Raw genomic sequence first — 21,535 nt, forward strand, 5'->3', positions numbered from 1 at the left:
GGAGGAAGAAGTAGGCGACGAGGTCAGCGCTGCCTCGACGACCTGCGGCAACGCTGTTGACAAACCAGTCGCGTACGGACGTGCCCATCGCGCCGGTGAGCTTCTGGCCGCCGAGGAAGGGCGGGTTGCCGACGATCGCGTCGAAGCCGCCGTTGTCGACCAGGACGTCGGCGGCCTCGATGATCCAGTGCAGCGGCTGCCAGCGCTCGTAGTCGGTCTCGACCGTCGGGGTGAGTCCCTGGTCAATGATGGTGTCGAGCCACGCACGGTCGGCGTCGCCATCCTGCGGACCCGGGTACGCCTTCTTGACGGCTTCGCGCAGGCCCTCGTAGGCGGCGTTCAGCGCCTTGCCGGGCTTGCCGCCGAGGGGTAGGCCCGCGGCAATCACGCCGTCCGCGATGCGGCACAGCTCGGTCGTGACGTCACGAAGCTGCGCGAGCTGGCGGCGCTTGGCCACGCTGGAGCGAGCGGGGTCCGCGTCGTCGACGGGCGAGGCGAGGTTCTCGCGGAGGCCGACAGCCTTGCGGATGATCGAGTCGACATCGACGTCGAACAGCTCCAGCATTCGCTGGCTGGGGGAGATGGCAGGGTCGGTGTGGAGCGAGCGGAGTTGCTTGAGGTCGGTCAGGCCGAGGAGCGAGTTGCCAAGAAAGACCTTGTCGTCGACGAAGGAGAACGGCAGGTCGCGGTCGAGGGAGACGAGCCACAGCGAGAGCTTGCACATCTCGATGGCCATGTCGTTGATGTCGGCGCCGTAGAGACAGTTGGCGACGACCTGGCGGATCGCGAGCGTGTAGAGGTCCCTGCGCGACGTGTTCGCCGGGTCCTCGCTGATCCACGCTTCGACAACGCGTTCGGCAAGGAAGCGGGCGGCGGCGACGAGGAACGCCCCTGAGCCGCAGGCGATGTCCGCGACCTTGAGGTCGAGGATCTCGTCCGACGACTTGAGCGTCCACTTCGCCTGGTCGGCGGTCTGGTGCGGCCCGGGTGCGTAGCAGAGCGGCTGGAGGGCATGCAGGACGACCTCTTCGGCGAGCGACTTCGGCGTGTAGTGGGCGCCGGCGTTCTTCCGCGACGGCGTCTCTTTCACGAGCAGGCCGCCTGCGAGGACGACGAACGGTCGCTTGCGCAGGTCGAGACGAACCAGGCCCAGCCACGGCTTCACTCGGTCCCGAAGCACGAGGTCGTCCCCGACGGCCTGGGTCAGCGCGCTGACGACGCTGGGATCCACCTTCGCGTCGACCGCCTTCGCGATCGCGGCTGCCGATGGCGGCTTGGCCGACGGCTGGTCCTCACCTACCCAGGAGCGGATGGCCCCGGCAAGCTTGGCGCGGTTCGGGTGTTTCGCTGCCAGCGCCTCCAGCTTGGCGAGCGGGATCTCGGGTTCCTCCCCGAGTGTGCCCTTGATGCCGACGGTGACCTCGCTGGCGACGGCGGCCGTGTAGCCGAGGAGGCCTTCGTACATGTAGCCGATCTGCTCGACGTCGATGTCGCGGAAGGAAATGCGGCGTGCTTCGCCCTTGACGTCGGCGATCTGCACTGACCGGAGGACGTGGAGCATGACGCGGTCCGTGACGGTGACCGCGAGCGCGCCCTGGTCGGTCGTCGCGGTCAGGAACGGGAACCGGGCCGGGTCGAAGAGTGACCCTCCGTAGGCGGGCATGCGGAGGTTCTCGAAGGTCGCGCCGCGGTAGAGGGCGTTGCTGGTCGCCAGGAGCCGGTGCCAGGTCAGCGAGGTGGAGTCGAGGGCTTCTTCGCTTTCCTCGGTCTCGCGTACGACGAGCTCGTCGAGTTCGCCAGCGATGCCGTAGCCCTGGTCGAACAGCTCGCCAGAGGGCAGCAGGCCGCGATCCTCGGCGAAAAGGAGGAAGACGACACGCATCATCACCGTGACGGCAGCTTCGTAGCTGTCGTGCGACCGCGTCGGCAGCGGGTCGGGCAGGCCGAGCCGCCGGGCGTCGGCGGCCGACTCGGAGAAGGACTGGATGAGCAGTTCGACGGCCCGCCGCACCTGGGCGCCCAGCGCCTCGGTGATCTCTTCGGCCGCCGCGACCGACTCCTCGAAGAGGATAGGAAGGCGCTCGTTCGGGTCGCCGCCGATCAGGTACTGGCGCCCGATGAGGGTGAGGAACGCGTCGCGGGTGCGCGGTTCCTCGATCCAGGTGAGCGCATCGACGATGCCTGAGGCCGCCATCGCTCCCTCGCGGGCGCAGACAAGCCCCCACCAGCGGCCGTCGGTGACGATGCCGATGGGAATCCTGTTCTCGCGCAGCATCGCCTCAAGGCGGTCGATGGGGGTGGCGGCCCACAGGTCGCCGGGAGTCTGGCGGAGGGAATCGACCGGGTCGACGACGTGGACGAGAGCGCCGATACTGTCGGCGCCGTCGAGCGATGCCTGCGCGCGTACGGTCACGGCCCGGTTGGGTGAGTGCGCCTGGACACCGGGCACTTCACCCCACGACAGGGATTCCGCCCAGCCAGCGACGTCGCGAAGGATCGCCTCGACCCACTTGTCGCGGGCCACGCGGTACAGGTCAAGGGCCGCCTCGGAGTCTGGTGCCTGGTCGAACTGGTCCCAGGCCGCCTCGAAGTCCTTGCGGGCGTCGACGAGTGCCGCTTTACGGGCGTCGGGAAGCGTGGGCATTCCCTGCGGCCACACCCGCTTCAGCGGGGGGATGGCCAGGAACGGACCGTCGACGTCGACAAGTTCCAGCCACCCGCGGTGCTGGTCGGCGGCGCTCGCGGTCGGTCGGCCGCGAGTCTTTCGGCGCGCCATCACTCTCTCCACCCCTCAGCGTCGCCGCGGGTCAGGGCGAACACGACGGCGGCGGCGGTCGTGTGCGGCTTCACGTCCAGATACCGGTCGTTGATGGCAGAGATTTCGCGCGTCTCCTCGTCGTCAAGTTCGTCGAGACGGCGGGACATGGCGTCGATGTCGCGCCGCCATTGCCGCTGCTGGTCGGGATCAGGGAACAACAGCCCCGCAGCCTCGGCTTCCTCGGCGCGCAGGCGAGCCAGCGACTCGCGGAGATTGGCGCGGAAGGCGGCGAAGATCTCCTTTGCGCGCCGCACGTCCGCGGCCTGACGCTGGGTGAGCTGCTCGATGACGAGTTCATGACGGCGGCTGGCACGGGTACTCATCGACTCCTCCAGTCGCAATCGGAGGGGGGCGTCGGGGACATTCCACATGTCGCGGAGCTGGTCACGGATCCGCTGGTCGGCCAGCGTGAGGTTCTCCCGGTCGAGGGCCTTGTCGAGCGCCTCCTCGGCTCGCTTCTCGGCCATCGCTCGGCGTCCGCGCAGCCGGACGCCGGCCAGGAACACCTCTTCGTGTAGCCGGACGCCGCCACGGCCGACGAGCACCATGCGGGTGACGGCCGCGACGAACGACTCATCGAGGTCGTCGACGACCACGGCGGTCACTCGGCGCAGCGGCGACTCGATGCTCCACAGTGAGCGGCGCAGCAGCCGCTGAGCTTTCTGCACGATCGGGTGGCCGAGGTGGACGTAGACGACGTCGGCCCTGCCTTCGGCGGCGGCCGGGTCAAAGGTGATCGGCCGGAGCAGACCGGGGGCAAGGCGGGTGTCCAGGCCGCGGAGGGTGTCGCGCCAGCCTGCCGTGAGCGTGGGGATGGTGAAGACTTCGGCGTCGGTGTCCTGCGCGAAGTCATAGTTCGGGATCAAGGCGGCCTGGTGGTTGATGCGCAGCGCGGTGTCGACCACCCGGCGGAGGTTCGCCGGGTCGAGGTGTCTCTCCGTCCGGGACGCGTCGTAGCCCTGTTCGAGCTGGGTGAGGCGGGCGTTGAGTTCCATGCCGCCGGCCAGCGCGGCGTTGATGACCTCGTTGGTATCGACCGCCTTGGCCTTCGTCGCCGACCGCTTGCGGCGGCCGAAGTGGCCCCGGATCTCATCACCGACGACCTGGTTTGCCGAGCCGAGGTCGTACTCGACTTGGGCGATCTTGCGGGCGATGATCTCCATGAACTTCAGATCTGAGCCGTAGGTTGAGGAGCTCAGCACAGGCATGAAATGGAAGACCCGTGGCTCTTCTACCTGGCCGTATCGGTCGATGCGGCCGATGCGCTGTTCGAGGCGGGACGGGTTGAACGGGATGTCGAAGTTCACCAGCCGGTGGCAGTAGGTCTGCAGGTCGATGCCCTCACCAGCCGCATCGGTGGCGAGTAACACGCGCACCGGCTCCCTGGACGGATCGGCGGTGAACTGGGAGCGGATGTACTCCCGTTCCTCCGGCGGAGTCGAGCCCTGGATCACCGCGAGCCGGTCGTCGGTGTAGCCGCGCTGGCGCAGCACCCGGGTGAGCCAGTCGACGGTGTGGGCGTACTCAGTGAAGATCACAACGCGTTCGTTGGACCAGTGGCTGCCGTCGGGGCGGCAGATGGCGTCGAGGAATCCGACGAGCCGGTCGAGGCGGGAGTCGGCGCGGCTTTCGTAGCCGAGCCCCCAGCTCATCAGGGTTTCAAGCTGACCCCGGTCTGCCGCGACGAGCGGGTCGGAGCCCTTCGACTCACGTAGCCTCTGGGCCTCGTCCTGCTCCCAGAGGCCCTCTTCCTCGTCGGACTGGCCCTCACCGAAGATGTCGTCGTACTCGTCGTCGGACAGGCCACGGCCCGCCTTCGAGGACAGGTAGTGGCTCAGGGTCATGCCGAACGCGAACGGGCTGGATAGGAACCGTTTCTTCAGCAGCATCGTGACGATGTCGCCGCCAGGCCTCGTGCCGTTGCGCTCCGCGCTCTTGGCGACGATCTCGTCGAGCAGGGAGAACATCTGCTGCTCCGACTCCGACGGAGTGAAGTCGAGCGTGCTGACCTTGCGCTTCTTGAATCCCCTGGCGGTGAGGTCGGTCTTGAGTCGCCGGACCGTCACATCCTTCAGGGCGGTGGAGTCGAGGTTCGCGCCGCGAGCGAATCGCTGCGGGTCGATCATCTCCATCAGTGCGGTGAACGACTCGGGGTGGCCATTGTGCGGGGTGGCGCTCAGGAACAGGCGATGCTCGCACTTCTCGGCCAGCTGCCGTACGGCGATCGTGCGTTGGGTGTCGACGGCGTACCCGCGACCGCCGGCAACCGCCGAGGGACTGGACGGAGCCACATGGTGCGCCTCGTCCACCACGAGGATGTCGAAGGCGTACCGGTTACCCGTCTTCGGGTTCGTCGCCTGCGCGTAGATGTCACGCATCAGGCGCTGGGCGCGGACCTGCGGCAGCCAAGCCATGCTCACGATCACCCGCGGGAAGATCTGGAAGGGGTTGGCCTGCAGACCGTGCGTGCGGCGGACGTCGGCCATCAGCTCGGAGTTGACGATGGTGAACACCAAGCCGAACTTCTCGCGCATCTCGTCCTGCCACTTCAGCGACAGGCTTGGCGGACAAACGATCATCGCCGTACGAGCGCGGTGCCGCAGGAACAGCTCCTGAATCACCAGCCCGGCCTCGATCGTCTTACCCAGGCCGACGTCATCGGCCAGCAGCAGGTTCGCACGAGGGGCACCGAGCGCACGTCGGAGCGGTTCGAGCTGGTATGCCTCGACGTTCACACCCGACCAGAACGGTGCCTGGTACCGGTTCGGGTCGGCGCTTGTGACAGCACCCCAGCGCATCGCGTCGATGAACCCGGCCAGCGTCTCCGGGTCGTCGAACCCATCGGCGTGGATCACATCGGGGAGGCCCTGCGCCGGAGTCACCGTGTGACCGACCTCAAGCTCCCACACCACCGACAGCTGATCGCCCAGCCGGTCCTCGTCCAGTGACTGGAGGTCGACGACATGACTCAGCGCCGCAACAGCTTCGTCAGCCGGGCTCCTCGGGAGGCCCTGTGCCTGGACGTTGGCGACCGCCCACGTCGATCCACGGACCTCGACCACCTGGCCGGGCTCGGGAAGGGCCGGCAGCCCACGCACCGCAGCTCTGCCACTGGCGCCATTAGACACGACGGTATCCACCCCAGTCACACCTTCGACACTATCCACGCGCCCTCTGCGACGTCGCGCCCCTGCCTGCGGGGAGTCGATGCGGGTGCGTGCGGGCCCGCAACCCGCTCAACGGCCTCATTTACGGCTACGGCGGGCCGAAGCTGATCTGCCACGGCGCACGCTACGCGACCTTGGCGAGACCGTCGACGTCCTGCTGCCAACGTGTGTGAGGCATCCCGGTGCGCTGGAGCGGTAGCCCTGCCGACGAGTCCTACGGCTTGCGAGCGACACCGATGACATGGGCGCTCGTTCCGAGCATCGACGGTTCGGTTTCGGTCAGGCGGACCGCCCTGAGCAGATCGGTGGGGTCGGTCATACGCTGCTCCAGGTCCCCCAGCAGCCAGGCGAAACCCTCGACCGCGACAAGGCGGATGTCTCGATAACCGGCGAGGTCGAGCTCCGCGCGTAGCTCCTCAGGGCGGTGAAAATAGGCCCAGAAGCCGCCGGCGGCTGGTTGCGCCGGGTCCTGGCTGAGGCCGACACGCAGGTTCCGGTCAAAGTCGTCCCAGATCTCGCCGCTTCTCAACAGGCCCTTCTTTGTCGCGTCGAGGACCCAGGCATGCCGGGCGATAACCTCGACCAGAACCTCACCACCCGGCCGAAGGACCCGGGCCGCCTCGCGCAACGCCGCGACCCGGTCATCCCGCTGGACAAGGTGATAGAGGGGGCCCATCAGCAGCACGACATCGACAGTCTGATCGGCCACCGGAAGACGACGGGCCTCACCCAGCTCGGCTCGAAACGGCGCATGCGGCTGCGACCGGGACCGGGCCTGCGCCCTCTCGACATGGCGGGCAACCGGGTCAACTAGGAGAACGTCGAGGCCGCGCTCGGCAAGGTACGCGGCGTGTGTCCCTGGACCGCCACCGATATCCAGGACGCGGCCGTGCCTGGGCAGGAACCGCGCGAAGATGTCCCAGGTCCGCAGCCGGACCAGGTCACCCAGGCCCGGTCGCCACAGACGGTCGTCCTCGTCGATCAGCTCATAGCGGGCCGTCACCCGACTATCGATCTTCACCCCACCAGTATGGAAAGGACGCCCACGCTTGGCGATCTGTTTTGCCTGCTCCTGCCTCGACGCAGCCGACGGCGGGCAGGCAGGTTCGCCTGGGTGGCCATCTGGGCGTTGTAGCCCTCGGTGCTCCATGATGCTGGTGCCGAACCAGCCGATGCGGAGCGTCTGACGGTCCTCGGTGGTGGCAAACGGGCCGTCGAACGCGCGGATCGGCCGTGCGGGGGTGTCCTGCGGCGACCGTGTTGGGTCGAGGGGCCGGGTGGCGGTCGAGTTGGCGCCGACGATGGTGTTCTGGCCGCCGCGGACGTCGGCGGGTGACGCTGACCTTGTTCGAGAGCACCGCCCCGGGCTCGATGATGACGAGCGCGCCTGCGAAGCCACTGGCCCATGGGGCGGGTTCCCCGCCGGGTCCGTCGGGGTGGGACCGTTCGCGGTGGTTGTGGTCGTGGACGTCGATCATGTTGGAGATGCCCAGCCGTCGCCGATGCGGATGCGGATGCCGACCATCGCGGACAGGAACGTGTTCTCGCCGATGGTGACGTCGTTGCCGATGACGACGGTGCCGCCGCGGTGGACCTGGATGGTGGCGCCTAGGCGGATGGGCACGCGGTCACCGACGGTGAGGAACTCGCCGTCGTCGATCTCGACGCGGAGGTCGGATGCGAGGTCACAGCCTTGGCCGATGCGGATGGCGGAGCCGAACCGTGATCGCAGTTGCTCGACGGTCGGTGGGGTGTCAAGGACCGTCATGGGTGAGTGGCCTTGCACCGTCGGCGGGTGGGTAGTCGAGATCGGTCAGGTGGTTTCCGCTGGCCGATTGAGGAGGTGCGTACTGAACGCCCAGATCAGGCACCTGATGGACAGCGGACCCGCCGAACATCACGTCCAGGCGCCATGCCCGGCGGCGGCCCAGATGGGCGGAGAGCGCCTTCCGTCGTGGTGCGCGGTGCCGAGATCAGCAAGGATGTGGATCTCGTGGCGCCGGGAGGGACAGAGATGCCCCGCCGGCCGCCGCAGCAGCCGGCGCCAGCATCCCGCCCAGGCGTGACTACTCAGAGTGGTCCGGGCGTTCTGGCTTGCCTGGAAGGCATCTGCCCTGATGATCGGCTTTTCGGATCCATGAACCGTTGTTAACGAAGGGCCCACCATCGCCACTCTCTGTGAGTATTATGATGCTCTCATGCATCGTCGGGGGATGAATCATGACATGGTCCGGATTGCCTCGGCGGCGGCCGATCATCTGCCGTCACCGGCTCGGAGATCCGCTGCCTTCGGCAAGCATGTGGTCGCCCATGCGTTCCTCGGCGATGTGATGGAAGCGCTTGGGGAGGTGGACGTCGCTGATCTGGAGCAGGCCGTCGAGGTACTGATTGCCACGTACCAGCGCGACGGAGCGGTGTTCGTGGCCGGTAACGGCGGCAGCGCGGCCACGGCATCCCACTTCGTCTGCGATCTGACCAAGACCGTTTTCGGTTCGGGCCAGCGCTCGCTGCGAGCCTCGTCGCTGACCGATCTGGCGCTGCTGACGGCCTACGCCAACGACACCGACTACTCCGAGGTGTTCAGCGCCCAGTTGGCGGCCCAGGCCCGGCCGGGTGACTGCCTGATCCTGATCAGCGCGAGCGGCAACTCGCCCAACGTCGTGAAGGCAGCCACCTACGCACGCGAACATGGCATCGCGACGATCGCGTTCGTCGGCAGCGGCGGTGCGCTCCGCCAGATCGCCGATGTCAGCCTGCACGTCGCCCACAGCGACCCAGGACTGATCGAAGCCGTACACGCTGCGACGACGCACGCGATCACGCACTCGCTCATCGCGCAGATCCACGAGGTGACGGCAGAAACTCCCGCGGCGAGCTGAGAAGTGGCGACTCCGACCCGAATCCGCGTGGTGTTACTGGACCGCGACGGTGTCCTCAACGAGAACCGCGCCGACTACGTCACGGCGCTCGATCACTGGCGTTGGCTTCCGGGTTCTCGGGAAGCCTGCCGGCGCCTGATCAAGCACGGGCTCAAGTTGGGTGTCGTAACCAATCAGCGAGCGGTTGCCCGCGGTCTACTTGATGTTGCTGTGCTTGATCGTATCCACGACGCAATGCGTGCGGAGATCACTGATGACCACGGGGTCATCGTGGTCCGCGCCTGCGTCCACGACCACGTAGCGGGCTGTCCGTGCCGCAAGCCACGGCCTGGACTTCTGCACGAGGTACTGGATCGGTTCGGCGTGACTCCCATCGAGGCGTTGATGATCGGCGACCACACGTCGGATGTTCTTGCTGGGCAGGCAGCCGGCTGTTGGACACTTCATGTTCGATCGGGGCGCCAGATCGAACCGCCGGCCGTGTTCTCGCCGAACCACCTCGGCTCGTTTCGTGATCTTGCAGAGGCCGCCGAGTATCTGCTGTCCGGCCGTCCGTCCATCGACATCGTCACCCATCGGGGGATGGCATGACGCAGGTCGTCGTGTTGGCTGGTGGACTGGGCACCCGTCTCGGCGAGCTGGGAAGTCGTCGCCCGAAGGTGCTGCAGGAGGTCGGCGGGCGGCCGTTCCTCGACTATTTCCTCGCGCCGTTCGTCAGGGCGGGCGTGCGACGGTTCCATTTCTGCCTCGGCCACCTCGGCGAGCAGGTGCAGGAGCACCTCGCTCGCTATGACGGCCTGGCGGTTACCTGGCGCATCGATCCACCTCAGGGGACGGCCGGGGCGTTGCGCTCGTCGATCGACTTCCTCGACGAGACGTTCCTGCTCGCACTAGGCGACACCTATCTCGACGTCGACATCGCCGACGTCGTCGGCCGCCTCGATGCCGTGGCTGACGGCGTAATGCTCGTGACGTCCGCGTGGAGCGATGTGCCGAGCAACGTGGCCGTGCATGAGGGTCTCGTGACCCGGTACGACAAAGGCGCTTCGGTGAGCTGCGAATACATCGATACCGGGATGGTCATGCTGCGGCGTCGTGCGCTCGCCCGGATCGCAGACGCGCGCGATCCGCTCGATCTGTCGGTGCTCTTCGGTCGCATGATCGCCGCCAATGCGCTGCTGGCAGCGATCACGGATCAGCGCTTCTACGACATCGGTACGCCCGAGCGCCAGGCCGTGTTCGCCGATTTCCTCGCCGCGAAAGGAGCTGGGCCCTCGGAGGTACCGGCGTGATCGGTGCCGCTCTGCCGGCTGTCACTGATCGTTTCTACTTGTCGAGAGAGTGAGGGCATGGGCAGCACGTGGACACACGCGCTCGTCACGGGAGGCGCCGGCTTTATCGGCTCCGCGCTTGTCGAGTCGTTGATCGCCGATGGGGTACACGTCTGCGTTCTCGACGCTCGGCCAGCGGACGAGGTCGAGCTGGTCGCCCGCTTCGGCGATACCGGGCGTTTGACGTATCGACCTGGTGATGTCTTGGACGCTGATCTGCTCGACGAGGCCGTCGCCGATCAGGACGTCGTCTTCCACCTGGCCTCCAACACCGAGAACCGGGGTGATCGGGCCGCGCGGATGGCCGACGTGCGCCTGACGCTCGGGGGGACCGCGGCGCTCCTTGAGGCTCTCGCTCGTCGTCACGACAGTCACGCTTCCGGTGGGTCGCTTCCTACCGTGGTGCTCACCTCCACGCAACTTGTCTATCAGGGGTCGAATGTTCCGATCACGGAGCGGACCGGGCGTATCCGTCCCACCTCCCGCTTCGCCGCCGGCAAGGTGTCGGCAGAGGCGTTCCTGCACGCCTACGCGGCCGAGCTCGGCTTTCCGGCGGCGGTATGCCGTCTGTCGAACATCGTCGGACCGAGCATGCGTCGGGGGATCGTCTACGACCTCGTCCGCAAGGTCGCCGACGGGCCGGCCGAGCTGCGGGTTCTGGGTAACGGGCGTCAGACGCGCAGCTATCTCGCCGTCGACGACTGCGTGCGCGCGCTGCGTGTCGCCGCGAAGCATGCGACACCGTCGGTCGACGTGTTCAACGTGTGCAATGAGGACGCCACCAGCGCGTTCGACGTTGCCAAGATCGTTGTGACGGCAAGCGCCGTGCCCACCCTGCCGGTGAAGACTGAGGCGCAGGACAACGGCTGGCGCGGCGATGTCGCGACGTTGGCCGTGGAGCCGGAGCGATTGCGGCAACTCGGTTGGCGCCCGACGCTCGGCTCCGACGCCGCGGTCAGAGAGACCGTTCAGCAGATGATGAAAGGGATGCCGTGACCGTCACCGAACGAGCGCCGCTGGCGGCGTCCGGAATGACCCTGCCGCCCGCCGACCGGTGGACGGTGGGCGGGAGCAGGCGCATCTACGGCAGCCGCTGGATGTCCCTCGACCTCGTGTCGGTAACGCCTCCCGGTGCTCCCGCCTACGAGCACCACGTGGTGCGATTTCCGTACGAGGCCGTCGGCACGGTGGTCCATCACCCCGATCGGGGCGTGCTGTTGCTTTACCGGCATCGCTTCATCACCGACACCGTCGGGTTCGAGATCCCCGCAGGTGGTGTCGAGCCTGGTGAGGAGCTGGCCATCGCTGCGGCGCGGGAGGTGCGTGAGGAGACCGGCTGGGTGATCGAGTCTCCAGAGGTGTTCCTGTCGTGCAACGCCTCCGACGGCGTCAGCGACCAGCGGTTCCATTTCGCCTACGCGCGAGCCGTCGAACACGTCGGCGAGGCGACCGATCCGCATGAGTCGACGTCGGTGCACTGGGTCGAGGCCGCCCGGCTCCGTGACGTAATCCGCGCCGGCGAGGTGCCCGGCTGCCTGTCGACCACGGCGCTGCTGTCGGCCATGGCCTTCGGGTACCTGTCGTGAGCAGGTCCGCGCCCAGCGCGGCGCTCTTCGATATCGGTATGACCTTCATCCACCCGTGTGGCAACGTCATGCGCGAGGAGCTGGAGCGGGCCGGTGTTGTGGTGACCGGAGACGCCCCCCGTTTCGAGCTGGCTCTCGCCGCAGCCGCCGAGCTGCACCATCTGACCTTCCCCGACGAGCTCACGCGGTCGCAGAAGGTCGGACGTACGTGGGCGGCGTTCCTCGGCGTCGATCCGACGATCGGCGAGGCGGCGTGGCACGGCTGTGAGCGGCGGGCCGACCTGTACCGCAACCTCGACGACGAGGCGCACGGCCTCCTCGGTTTCCTTAAAGCGCGAGGTGTTGCTGTCGCCGCGGTGTCGAACTCCGACGGCTCGCTGGTCGAGGAACTCGACCGCTTCGGCATCCTCGGCTACTTCGACGTGATCGTCGACTCCACTGCGGTGGGATACGAGAAGCCCGATCAGCAGATTTTCCGCGAAGCGCTGACACGGCTGGACAGGATGCCTGACGAGGTGCGCTTCGTCGGCGACGGACTGATCAACGACATCCTCGGCGCTTACGGGGTCGGTATCCACGACGCGGTGCTGTTCGATCGTCTCGGCGCCTACCGGGATATTCCGGGCATCCGCCGGGTGCGGGCTCTACGAGAGCTGCAGACGCTGCCGTGGTCGGTAGCCCGTCCGCCGGCCCTGGCCTAAATCCGGAAAACGGCAGCCGTGCGTATCGGCATCATCAGTACCACGTACCCGCCGCGCGTCGGCGGCATGGAGACGTACGTGGCCGCGCTCGCCGAAGCTCTAGTGCGGCTCGGCCATGACGTGACGGTGATCACGAATCGGAACACTGCGGCCGAGCCGGCCGACGCTGTCGTCCATGGCGTACGTATCCGGCGCACGGCGGCGTTGCTGACCGGATGGAACGATCCGGCCAGGGTGCCGTGGGAAGATGCGCTGTTCGGCGTACTCCCGGAGGTGGAGGCGTTCGTCACCGAGGCCAGCGTCGACGTGGTGCACACCCAGACCCAGGCGTCACTGCTGTTGGCCGGCCTGCTCGGCTTGGGTGAGGACCGGCCGGTGGTCGCCTCGTTCCATGAGACCGATCCAGTCGGTGAGCCGGGTGGCCGCCGTCGCTGCGAGTTCGTGCTGCGCGCGTGCGCGCCCGATCTCGTGATCGCCGGTAGTGAGTATTTCGCCGAGCAGGCCCGCCAGCTCGGCATGGCACCGGACCGCATCCGTATGGTCACGATGGGCGTGCTGTTCCCCCCGGTCGAGGCTCGCGACGAGGCGGCAGCCCGACGGCGGCTACGAGAACGTGTCGGCATCCCCGAAGACGGTCAGCTTCTGACCGTGATCGGCCGGTTCAAGGAGCGCAAAGGGCAACGGCGCCTGCTCGACGCCTATCGCTACATGACCCGTGCAGACGACGCCCGCATTCTCCTTGTCGGCTCGTGCAGCAGCGCGTCGACGAGCTACCGCGACGAGCTCTACGCATCCATCCGTGAGCACAATCTGAGCGACCGCGTCAGCATCCTCGAAGACGTGAGCGAGGACGTGCGCGATCTCGTGCTAGAGGCGTCGAGCGTTGTCGTGCAACCGAGCACGTTGGAGGGCCTCGGCCTGGCCGCCATCGAAGCCTTCGGCCGCGGTTGCGCTGTCGTCGTCTCCGACGTTCCCGGGCTTCGCGAAGTGGCGAGCAAGGGCGGCGGCGTGGCGGTCGACACCGATGATCCCGCCCGTCTGGCCGAGGTGCTCGACGTGCTCGTGGCAGACCCACAACGGCGCCGCTTACTAGGCGACGCGGCGAGCGCGGCGGCGCGCCACCAGTTCGGCATCGCGCGGTCGGCCAGCGACACGGTGCTCGCTTACGAGGAAGTGCTGGCAGAGCGGCGCCGTCAGACGCTCAGCGCCGAGGTGACAGCGTGACCACACTGGGGATCTACGGTCCCGCAGCTCCCGACCGGTCGGGAGTGGTGCGCTACATCGACGAGTCATTGCCGCGCCTGCGGACACGATTCGACTGCGTACGTGTGTCGAACCACGACTATGTCGAGCCGGACGAGTTCGACCACGTGCTCTACCACCTTGGCAACAACCGCCACCACGAGGCGGCATTCCGGGCATTACGTGAACGGCCGGGTACCGTCGTGCTGCACGAGTTCAACAATCTCGACTTCTACTACAGCACCTGGCCGTGGCTGCCCCCGGGTGAGCGGGCGTGGCTGCTCGACCGGCTCCGCCGAGCGACGGGGCGTGACCTGACCGGCAATCCGCTTGACCTGGGCGAGCCGATCACAACCTTCGACTGGTACTCGGTTGACGCTGGGTGCGAGCGCCTCGCCATCGACCAGGCGACCAACGTACTGGTTCATTCGGTCGCCGTACGTGACGAGTTGCGGAGACGCTACCCGCATGCCCTGATCGACCACGTGCCATTCCCGACCGAGGTACCGGCGCAGACGGCAGGACGGCAGGCGGTCGGCTTGTCGGACAAGCAGTTCGTGTTCGCCAGCTTCGGCTACATCGGCGAGTACAAGCGCATCGAGCAGGTGCTGGCAGCGTGGGCCAGTTGGACCGACCGACCGGCGAACACCGTACTGCTGCTCGTGGGAGAGAAGCAGTACGACGTCGCCGTCCCCGCCGATCCTTCTATCCGTCACCTCGGCTACGTCGACGACGAGGCCTACACGACCTTGCTGATCTCGGTCGACGTCGCTGTGCAACTTCGCTTCCCGCACCTCGGCGAGACATCAGCCGTGGTGCGAGACCTCTACGGGCTCGGGGCCCGCCTGATCCTGACGGACATTCCCGCCATGCGGGAGTTCACCGGCGCCGGCATCGCGCACATCGCCGTCGGCCCGCATGAAGTCGACGACCTGCGGACGGCGATGGCGGCGCTGTGTCGCGAACGCCTGCCTCGGATGCCGCGGGCGACGGCTACGTGGACGGACTGGCTCACCGTGATCGAGTGCGCTTTGGCCGCCCACGAGCCTTCGCCGATGGGGCGGGCCCGATGACCGCTCTCGACCAGCCGCTCACCCGCGCCGAACGCGAGTTCCTCACGGCAATGGACGCGGCGAGCGCGCTCATCCTGGAATGGTGGCCCGGTGGTGATGCCTCGCTACACGACCACGATGTCACCGTGAAGGACGACGGCTCGTTGGTGACGGCGATCGACTCTCACAGCCAGACGTTGCTCGTGGGTGCTGTGCACTCGCTGTGGCCCGACGCCGTCGTCATCGCCGAGGAAGACGGTCACCATGCTGGCGTCGGCGATGACGACGTGTGGTTCATCGACCCGCTCGACGGGACACGCTGCTACACGGAAGGTTCCGACGACTTCGCCGTGCTCGCCAGCCGCTGGTGTCGGGGACAGCCGTACTTCTCCGCCATGCAGTTTCCCGCTGTCGGCATCACCGCGGTCGCCAAGCACAGCACCGTCGAGCTGCGTGGAGTTCCGACGGCCCGTCGCGCCGAGGATGTCCGCATGACCTACTGCCATCTGCCGGAACTGGTCCAAGCCCTGCCCGACAAGGTGTGCGCGCCAGACCGCTTCGAGTCGACACGCACGCTGCTCGACGTCGCCGCTGGCGTGGTGCGCGGCGCGGTGATCGAGATGTGTGGGCACCGCGCCTGGGACCTGGCCGCCCCCGTCCACCTCCTCACGGCGGCCGGACGAACAGTCACCGACGAGCGGGGCGCGGCACTCACGTTCTCCTCCGCCGACGTCGACGCCGGCTATGTCGTTGCCGCCGACAGTCGGCTGCTACAGGCGAAGATGGCGCAGGCCGTGCGATCCTCCCTGGCCGCCGAGCCCGGGACTGCCGCAGGAGAGGTGATGTGAACCAGACGATGAACACGGTGGAGGTCGACGGCAGCTGGGCCGACGACTTCTTCGGTGAGGGATATCGAGAGATGTTCGACGCGCTCGGGAAGTACGAATCGACGGAGCGCGACGTCGACGACCTGGTGCGGCTGCTCGGGCTGGCCCCCGGAGCGCGTGTACTCGACGTCCCCTGCGGGTACGGCCGTCACGCTGCGCTCCTGACCGAGCGTGGTATGGCCGTGACCGGCGTGGACATTTCACCCGTGCAGATCGAGCACGCCCGCAGACGGGCACCAGAGGTCGACTTCGCCGTCGGCGACATGCGCACCCCGCCGGGGCGCGGCTACGACGCCGCCCTGAACCTGTGGACGAGCTTCGGCTACCTGGAAAATTCGAGCGACGACTTCGCCGCACTGCGTGCCTGGCACAAGGCCCTGGGTCCCGGAGGCAAGCTCCTGATGGAGATCACTCATCTGGAGCGGGCCGAGCACGAGAACCGCCACGGCGACGAGGCATTCGGCCATAAGATCGTCGAACGGTACGGGGTGGTGGAGGAGTCCTCCTTCGACTGGACTGAGCAGCTCTGCCACAGCCGCTACACCTTCCGTGGCCAGACACGGACCTGCCGCACGCGCATGTACTCACAACATCAGCTGGTGGGTCTGCTCGGCGACGCCGGATTCGCCGACGTCCGCTGCTACGGGGACTTCGCCGGCGGCCCTGTGCGGGTCGAGAACCGCCTCGTGCTCATGGCCACGAAACCGGACGCATAAGGGAGATCGGACATGCAACGACGCGACTCATCGATGATCGACACCGAGATGGAGCTCCGGGCACTCGCCAAGTTCGGGCTCACCGGCGCCGATCAGATCGGAACCGGCACCGAGGCCAAGGTCTACGGGCTCGACGCAGAGCACGTGCTCAAGGTCTACGCTGACCCGGCGGAAGCAGCGTCGCTGATGACGCTGAAGGACTTCTACGACCGCATCCAGCCCGGCGACGTCCCGTTCGCCCTGCCCAAGATCTTCCGCATCGAGCCCTTCGAGGACCTGGTGCTGGTTGAGGAACGGCGCATCGACGGTAAGCCCATGAACCAGTGGGAAGAGCTGCGAGGCCCCGACGCCGAGGCCCTCTATGTGCGCACGGTGCTGGAGCTGCGGCGGGTCGAGATCGACCCGCCGCTCGATCGCTACACGCTGCTGCAACCAGAGCCGAAGATCAGCGACGAGCTCGACTGGAACCGCTTCCTAGCTCAGAAAGCGCACGGCAAACGGCAGCAGGTGGGCGACCTGCTGCGGCGAACGGTACCGGATATCGAGGGCACGCTGGCGTCGATCGACCGGTGGCTCGCCACGCCATACCGCGGGAAGCTCGGCCTCATCCACGGAGACCTGTACCCGGGCAACCTGCTGCTTCGTGACACGCGGACGGTCAGCGGCATCATCGACTTCGGGACCTTCACCATGATGGGCGACCCACTGTTCGACCTGGCGTCCGCATGCGGCTACTACAGCATGTACGACACCGACAGTCCCAAGGTGCGCGACCGCCTGCTGGCGTCGGCGGCGTCCCGGCTCTCGGCCGACGAGGTGCGGCCATTCTATGGCTACCTACTCCTCGCCGCGCTGCTGTCCTGCGACATGTACCCCGATGAGGCCAAGGCGATCGAGGAGACGGGTCACTTCCAGTGGGCCGCCAGCATCCTCGGCGACCGACGTTACGTCGCCGCCCTCGACGACCGCAGCGACCCGCCGGTCCATCCGTCACCGACCAGCTGATGCACTCTGCGCACAGCGACGCCGACGTCGGCGGCATCTACGGAGACCTGGCGCCGGTATACGACCGGTGGATCGCCGGCGATCCAGCTCGTCTGCCCAGTGAGGTGTTCTACGCGCGCATCGGCATGAAGGCAGCGGGCGTCGTGGCCGAGTTGGGGGTCGGTACCGGACGCATAGCTGCCCGTCTGGCACAGGCCGGTGTCTCGGTCATCGGCGTTGACACATCGCCGGCGATGCTGATGCAAGCCAGACGGCGACTCGACGCCCTCGGGCACGAGGTGGGGGAACGGGTGACGCTCATCCAAGGAGACGTCACCACCGTGCACTTCGACCGTCCCGTCTCGACGGCCCTACTGCCCTTCCGTACCATCGGACACTTCCATGCGCCTGCGCGGCTGCGCGCGCTGTTCGACAACGTCGCCACCAACCTCACCCCCGGTGGCCGATTCGTGTTCGACCACTATGTTTTCAACCTCGATGCCGCCATGGCAGCTGACGGCGTTGCTGCCCCCGTCACGGGCGATAACGCCGACGAGGCCGTCACGCTGTGGCACACGCATAGGGTCGACCGGGGGAGGCGCCAGCTGTGCTCCTCCCTCGTTGTCCGAGACGGTTGCGGGGACCCCGAAGGACAGGTGCTTCAGAGAGCCGACTACCGACTCGGCTGGATCGAGGAGCCAGATGTGGTCGGCGCCGCCAGCGACTGCGGATTCGAGGTCATCGACCGGCTGGGATCGTTCGACGGGGAGCCGTTCGGCCCTCAGTCGAGCGAACAGATATGGATCTTGAAGAGAAGGGGCTGACCCATGCCCAGCGGCGCTTCGATGTACAGGAAAGATCCCGACGTCATCTGGCTCAACGGCAAGATCGTTCCCTGGGTGACGGCGGTCGTACACGTGACATCGGAGCTCTCGACCCGCGGCATGAACATCTTCGAGGGAATGCGGCTCTACCGCCAGACCAGAGGCGAGCAGCTCGGCGCGGTGGCATTGCGCGAGCACCTCGACCGCTTGGCCGCGACCGTCGCGCGCAATTGCATCCCCATGCAGGATGTGCAGCCAGCGCTCGCTGGCGGACTGGCGGACGTGGCCGCGTACTTCGGCCCGGCGCACGACCTGTACGTGCGTCCGACCGTGTACCTCGAAAACGGTCGTTACGCCTGGCGACCAGAGGACACGGTGACCGGCATGTACATCGCCGCCTACCCGAACCTCGATCGTGAGAAGCGCGAGACGCGTTGCTCGGTCAGTCCCTGGCGCCGACCACTGGGATCACCGCCCATGGAGAAGCTCGGCGCCCGCTACTGGGAATTCCGGCTTGCCCGCGTCGACGCGGAGTCGCGCGGCTTCGACGAGGCGATCGTGTGCAACGCCGCCGACGAGGTACTGGAGACCGGTGGCACCTCGATCCTCGTGGTGCGAGGCAGTGAGGTCGTCACACCTCCGCTGGCATCGGGCATTCTCCCCAGCATCACCCGGACCATCTGCACGGAACTGCTCGCACAGCACGGCATCGACGTGAACGAACGCCCCGTCCACGTCTCGGAGCTGCGGACCGCGGACGAGGTCGTGCTCGTCGGGACCATGGACGAGGTGAAGTCAGCCGTCGAGATCGAAGGCGACGGCATCGGCTCAGGAGCCCAAGGGCCGCTGGCGGCCCAGCTCGACCGCGACTACCTCGATGTATGCCGCGGCGTCGCGCCGTCTCGCTGGCTGACGCCTGTGAACGGATCGGCGTTGCTCACAGACTCCCAGTAATGCAGAACCTGGAGTCCGCGCGGCGCGCGGGAGCGCCGAGGATAACACAGGGTGCGGTCGCTACAGTACTTGCGAATATCTGCGACCGTCTTCCATGACCGTAACCAGAACCGACTTCGATTCCCCGGGAGGAAGTCAAGTACCCGAGCGGTCCCAGATGCACCCCGTTTCTCACATCCGGTTCCGTGAGGGAGCCTTGCATATTCACCAGCGACTTGAAAAGAACTACCTGGCCAGCGGGAGGAGCGAGAGTTCTGCTAGTTCGTGTTTGAGGCGGGCAGGAGCGGGATGAGTTGTTCGTCGGCGGTCAGGGAACCGTGGTGGCCGGTGAAGCGGCTCGATATGGGTTCGGCCTCTGACCGGATAATGGCGAGATTTCCCAACGCGGCGACGACGATATCGCCGATCCGCGGGCGGATGTTTGCGGCGACTCGCGGGCCGAACCATCCCATGTCAACGGCCTCGTCTCGACGGCGGACCAGGGCTCGCGTGCCGAGCATGTCGTGCCAGCTGCGCCAGACGTCGTCAGTCGCACCGGGCTCGGTGTAGAGGTAGCGGACGCGGGCCTCACCGCCGAGCATCCGTATGCCGTCGCGTAGCGCCGGCTCGGTATCGACGTCGATCCGGTCTTCCTCGGCCACGGCGACCATGCCGTGGTCCGCAGTGACAACGAGAATGCCATCCGACGGAAGCCCTGTGGTGATCATCGCTGCGAGATGATCCACGACGGCCAGCTGCCGCCGCCACGGCTCGCTGCCCGGCCCGTAGACGTGACCGAGCGTGTCGAGTTGACCGTGGTACGCGTAGCAGAACACCCGGTCATGACCGTGCAGCGCGTCCAGGACGTGACTGGCGAGGTCGCCGAGGGCGTGAACCCCGTGGAACTGCCCACCACGCAGCGCGGCGCGAGTGAAGCCGCTGCCCTCCTGCTCGTGCGGTGCGACCAGACGCACATGCACACCGGCATCGGTGGCGCGTTCGAAGAGCGTCCGATGTGGCTGCGCCTGCTCAGGAACAATCTGCGTCCGCAGATCGATAGGCGGCGCTTCGCCATGCCGCTGCCATCGCAGCGCGTTGAGTAGCTCGTCGGCGCCGATGGCGAACGTGTAACCCACCATTCCGTGCTCGCCGGAGGGAACGCCGGTGCCGAGCGCGGCGAGGCTTGTCACCGTCGTCGCCGGAAATCCTGCAATGATCGGTTCGCGACCGGCTGCCAACGAGGACAGGAATGGCGCCTCGGCTTCGTGTGACCGCAGCTGCAGCCATCCCAGGCCGTCCACCAGGAGCAGGCAGACCCTGGACGCGGCGGGCAGCCCCAGAACGTTCATCATGCCCGGAACACCCAGCCCGGCCAGCAACGACGGCACAACGTCGGCGAGCGTGCCCGTCGGACGTCCGGACGCCTGAGAATTCATGATCCGCAACCTTCACCTGAAACGGATGGACGCCGGACTCGTCATGGCCGCTGCCTCACGGATTGTTGCGCATGGCGCCGAGGACACGTGCCTTCGGCTCTCACCCACCCAGCCAGCCCATCTCATCCGGCGAGGCCAACACCCGATGCAAGGCGGAGCCACTTGAGCCTCGTTTAGCCACCAACCGGCCGGAACGGGCCTCTCGCCGACACGCCCCACCGGTGCATACCAGGACAGAATGATCGCCCCGCTGTGACCACCGAGCAAGCCTTGCTTCGGGGCGGTGCGGCGGGGCGGACACCGTTGGAATGCGCGATGCATGGTCCGGTCTGGATATGGCCCGGTCTGCCGACCGACCTCGGGGGTCCGGGTCCGGACCCGGACCCGGACCCGGGGGTCTGTGCGCGGACGACGGATGGTGGTGCTGATCCGGTTCGTGTTCCTGCGGACGGTCCGGGCGGTGCGCGGGCCGTCTTGGGGTAGGGCCTTGACCCGAGGCGGCCGGTATGCAGACAGGTCGGCGGGCTCCGGGCGCCGTCCGTAGGTGATGGGCCCCTGGAAGGCGCCCGACGGCAGGGTGTGGCGTGCGGTCTACCGCTGGCGGAGGGAGTCGGTTCGCGTTTGGCTGTCGTGGCATGCCAGCGATCTTCGAAGGCGTGATCGCCGTGCCCATCGATCATGGTTCGGGTGAACTAGTTCATGCGGACTAGAAATCGCTGTGAATGCACGTCAGAGCACATATCGATCTTTACCTCTGGTGGTCCGGTGGGTGGTCGCCATTCTTAACTAATCAGCAGCGAATGCCGGTGCTGCACAGCGTCTCGCTGGGCATGCCCAGCGAGACCGTCAACGCGACCCATAAAAAAGATCTATCAATAAAGTTGGGAGGTGAGTGGCAAAAACAGGCCCAGAATCCGGTCTCCTCTACGACGGCAATTTTCAGCCCGTGGAGGAGACCGCCTCGTGCCCGACCCGGCCC

The 21,535-nt window shown here is 67.0% G+C and carries 19 protein-coding genes; 13 read left to right on the forward strand and 6 right to left on the reverse strand.

Going from position 1 to position 21,535, the window contains the following annotated elements:
• The 4 genes from AC08OO_RS15200 to AC08OO_RS15215 form a co-directional block, all read right to left on the reverse strand.
• Positions 1 to 2,776: Eco57I restriction-modification methylase domain-containing protein (locus tag AC08OO_RS15200; protein WP_476610410.1), on the reverse strand; the 2,776-nt coding region annotated here is incomplete at its 3' end.
• Positions 2,776 to 5,946 (reverse strand): DISARM system SNF2-like helicase DrmD, encoded by a 3,171-nt coding sequence (gene drmD / locus AC08OO_RS15205; RefSeq protein ID WP_476618676.1) that lies wholly within the window; start codon positions 5,944 to 5,946, stop codon positions 2,776 to 2,778. The genes AC08OO_RS15200 and drmD, both read right to left, overlap by 1 nt.
• Positions 5,947 to 6,199: 253 nt before the next feature.
• The gene (locus AC08OO_RS15210; RefSeq protein WP_476610412.1) at positions 6,200 to 7,006 is read right to left on the reverse strand and encodes a class I SAM-dependent methyltransferase; all 807 of its coding nucleotides are present in this window, start codon (positions 7,004 to 7,006) and stop codon (positions 6,200 to 6,202) included.
• A gap of 453 nt (positions 7,007 to 7,459) precedes the next feature.
• Positions 7,460 to 7,753 (reverse strand): hypothetical protein, encoded by a 294-nt coding sequence (locus AC08OO_RS15215; RefSeq protein WP_476610413.1) that lies wholly within the window; start codon positions 7,751 to 7,753, stop codon positions 7,460 to 7,462.
• 532 nt (positions 7,754 to 8,285) lie between these two features.
• Between AC08OO_RS15215 and AC08OO_RS15220 the strand changes: the two genes are divergently transcribed.
• From AC08OO_RS15220 to AC08OO_RS15280, 13 genes are read left to right on the forward strand one after another with little or no spacing between them, the layout of a single operon-like run.
• Complete coding sequence (locus AC08OO_RS15220; RefSeq protein WP_476610414.1) at positions 8,286 to 8,864, forward strand: D-sedoheptulose-7-phosphate isomerase; 579 nt, start codon at positions 8,286 to 8,288, stop codon at positions 8,862 to 8,864.
• A 27-nt stretch (positions 8,865 to 8,891) separates the two neighbouring features.
• The gene (locus AC08OO_RS15225; protein WP_476618677.1) at positions 8,892 to 9,455 is read left to right on the forward strand and encodes a D-glycero-alpha-D-manno-heptose-1,7-bisphosphate 7-phosphatase; all 564 of its coding nucleotides are present in this window, start codon (positions 8,892 to 8,894) and stop codon (positions 9,453 to 9,455) included.
• Positions 9,452 to 10,156, forward strand: coding sequence for an NTP transferase domain-containing protein (locus AC08OO_RS15230; RefSeq protein WP_476610416.1), 705 nt, complete (start codon positions 9,452 to 9,454; stop codon positions 10,154 to 10,156). Before AC08OO_RS15225 ends, AC08OO_RS15230 begins: the two co-directional genes overlap by 4 nt.
• A gap of 57 nt (positions 10,157 to 10,213) precedes the next feature.
• Positions 10,214 to 11,191, forward strand: a complete 978-nt coding sequence (locus AC08OO_RS15235) for an SDR family NAD(P)-dependent oxidoreductase (protein ID WP_476610417.1) — start codon at positions 10,214 to 10,216, stop codon at positions 11,189 to 11,191.
• Positions 11,188 to 11,781: an NUDIX hydrolase gene (locus AC08OO_RS15240; RefSeq protein WP_476610418.1), complete on the forward strand. Its 594-nt coding sequence runs from the start codon at positions 11,188 to 11,190 to the stop codon at positions 11,779 to 11,781. Before AC08OO_RS15235 ends, AC08OO_RS15240 begins: the two co-directional genes overlap by 4 nt.
• Complete coding sequence (locus AC08OO_RS15245; RefSeq protein WP_476610419.1) at positions 11,778 to 12,482, forward strand: HAD family hydrolase; 705 nt, start codon at positions 11,778 to 11,780, stop codon at positions 12,480 to 12,482. The genes AC08OO_RS15240 and AC08OO_RS15245 overlap by 4 nt, the downstream gene beginning before the upstream one ends.
• Positions 12,483 to 12,500: 18 nt before the next feature.
• Positions 12,501 to 13,706 carry a glycosyltransferase family 4 protein gene (locus tag AC08OO_RS15250; protein ID WP_476610420.1) on the forward strand — a complete coding sequence of 402 codons (1,206 nt, stop codon included), beginning with the start codon at positions 12,501 to 12,503 and terminating at the stop codon, positions 13,704 to 13,706.
• Positions 13,703 to 14,797: a glycosyltransferase family protein gene (locus AC08OO_RS15255; protein WP_476610421.1), complete on the forward strand. Its 1,095-nt coding sequence runs from the start codon at positions 13,703 to 13,705 to the stop codon at positions 14,795 to 14,797. The genes AC08OO_RS15250 and AC08OO_RS15255 overlap by 4 nt, the downstream gene beginning before the upstream one ends.
• Complete coding sequence (locus tag AC08OO_RS15260; protein WP_476610422.1) at positions 14,794 to 15,624, forward strand: inositol monophosphatase family protein; 831 nt, start codon at positions 14,794 to 14,796, stop codon at positions 15,622 to 15,624. The genes AC08OO_RS15255 and AC08OO_RS15260 overlap by 4 nt, the downstream gene beginning before the upstream one ends.
• Positions 15,621 to 16,379 carry a class I SAM-dependent methyltransferase gene (locus tag AC08OO_RS15265; protein ID WP_476610423.1) on the forward strand — a complete coding sequence of 253 codons (759 nt, stop codon included), beginning with the start codon at positions 15,621 to 15,623 and terminating at the stop codon, positions 16,377 to 16,379. The genes AC08OO_RS15260 and AC08OO_RS15265 overlap by 4 nt, the downstream gene beginning before the upstream one ends.
• A 12-nt stretch (positions 16,380 to 16,391) precedes the next feature.
• Positions 16,392 to 17,384, forward strand: a complete 993-nt coding sequence (locus tag AC08OO_RS15270) for a phosphotransferase family protein (RefSeq protein ID WP_476610424.1) — start codon at positions 16,392 to 16,394, stop codon at positions 17,382 to 17,384.
• Positions 17,384 to 18,187 (forward strand): class I SAM-dependent DNA methyltransferase, encoded by an 804-nt coding sequence (locus AC08OO_RS15275; protein ID WP_476610425.1) that lies wholly within the window; start codon positions 17,384 to 17,386, stop codon positions 18,185 to 18,187. The genes AC08OO_RS15270 and AC08OO_RS15275 overlap by 1 nt, the downstream gene beginning before the upstream one ends.
• 3 nt (positions 18,188 to 18,190) lie before the next feature.
• Positions 18,191 to 19,141, forward strand: a complete 951-nt coding sequence (locus AC08OO_RS15280; protein WP_476610426.1) for an aminotransferase class IV — start codon at positions 18,191 to 18,193, stop codon at positions 19,139 to 19,141.
• A gap of 257 nt (positions 19,142 to 19,398) precedes the next feature.
• Here AC08OO_RS15280 and AC08OO_RS15285 read toward each other — a convergent pair whose 3' ends face one another.
• Both AC08OO_RS15285 and AC08OO_RS15290 read right to left on the reverse strand, forming a co-directional pair.
• Positions 19,399 to 20,556, reverse strand: coding sequence for an alkaline phosphatase family protein (locus tag AC08OO_RS15285; protein WP_476610427.1), 1,158 nt, complete (start codon positions 20,554 to 20,556; stop codon positions 19,399 to 19,401).
• Positions 20,557 to 21,346: 790 nt separating this feature from the next.
• Positions 21,347 to 21,535: hypothetical protein (locus tag AC08OO_RS15290; protein WP_476618678.1), on the reverse strand; the 189-nt coding region annotated here is incomplete at its 5' end.

The organism is Frankia sp. CeCAU1, assembly GCF_977971845.1.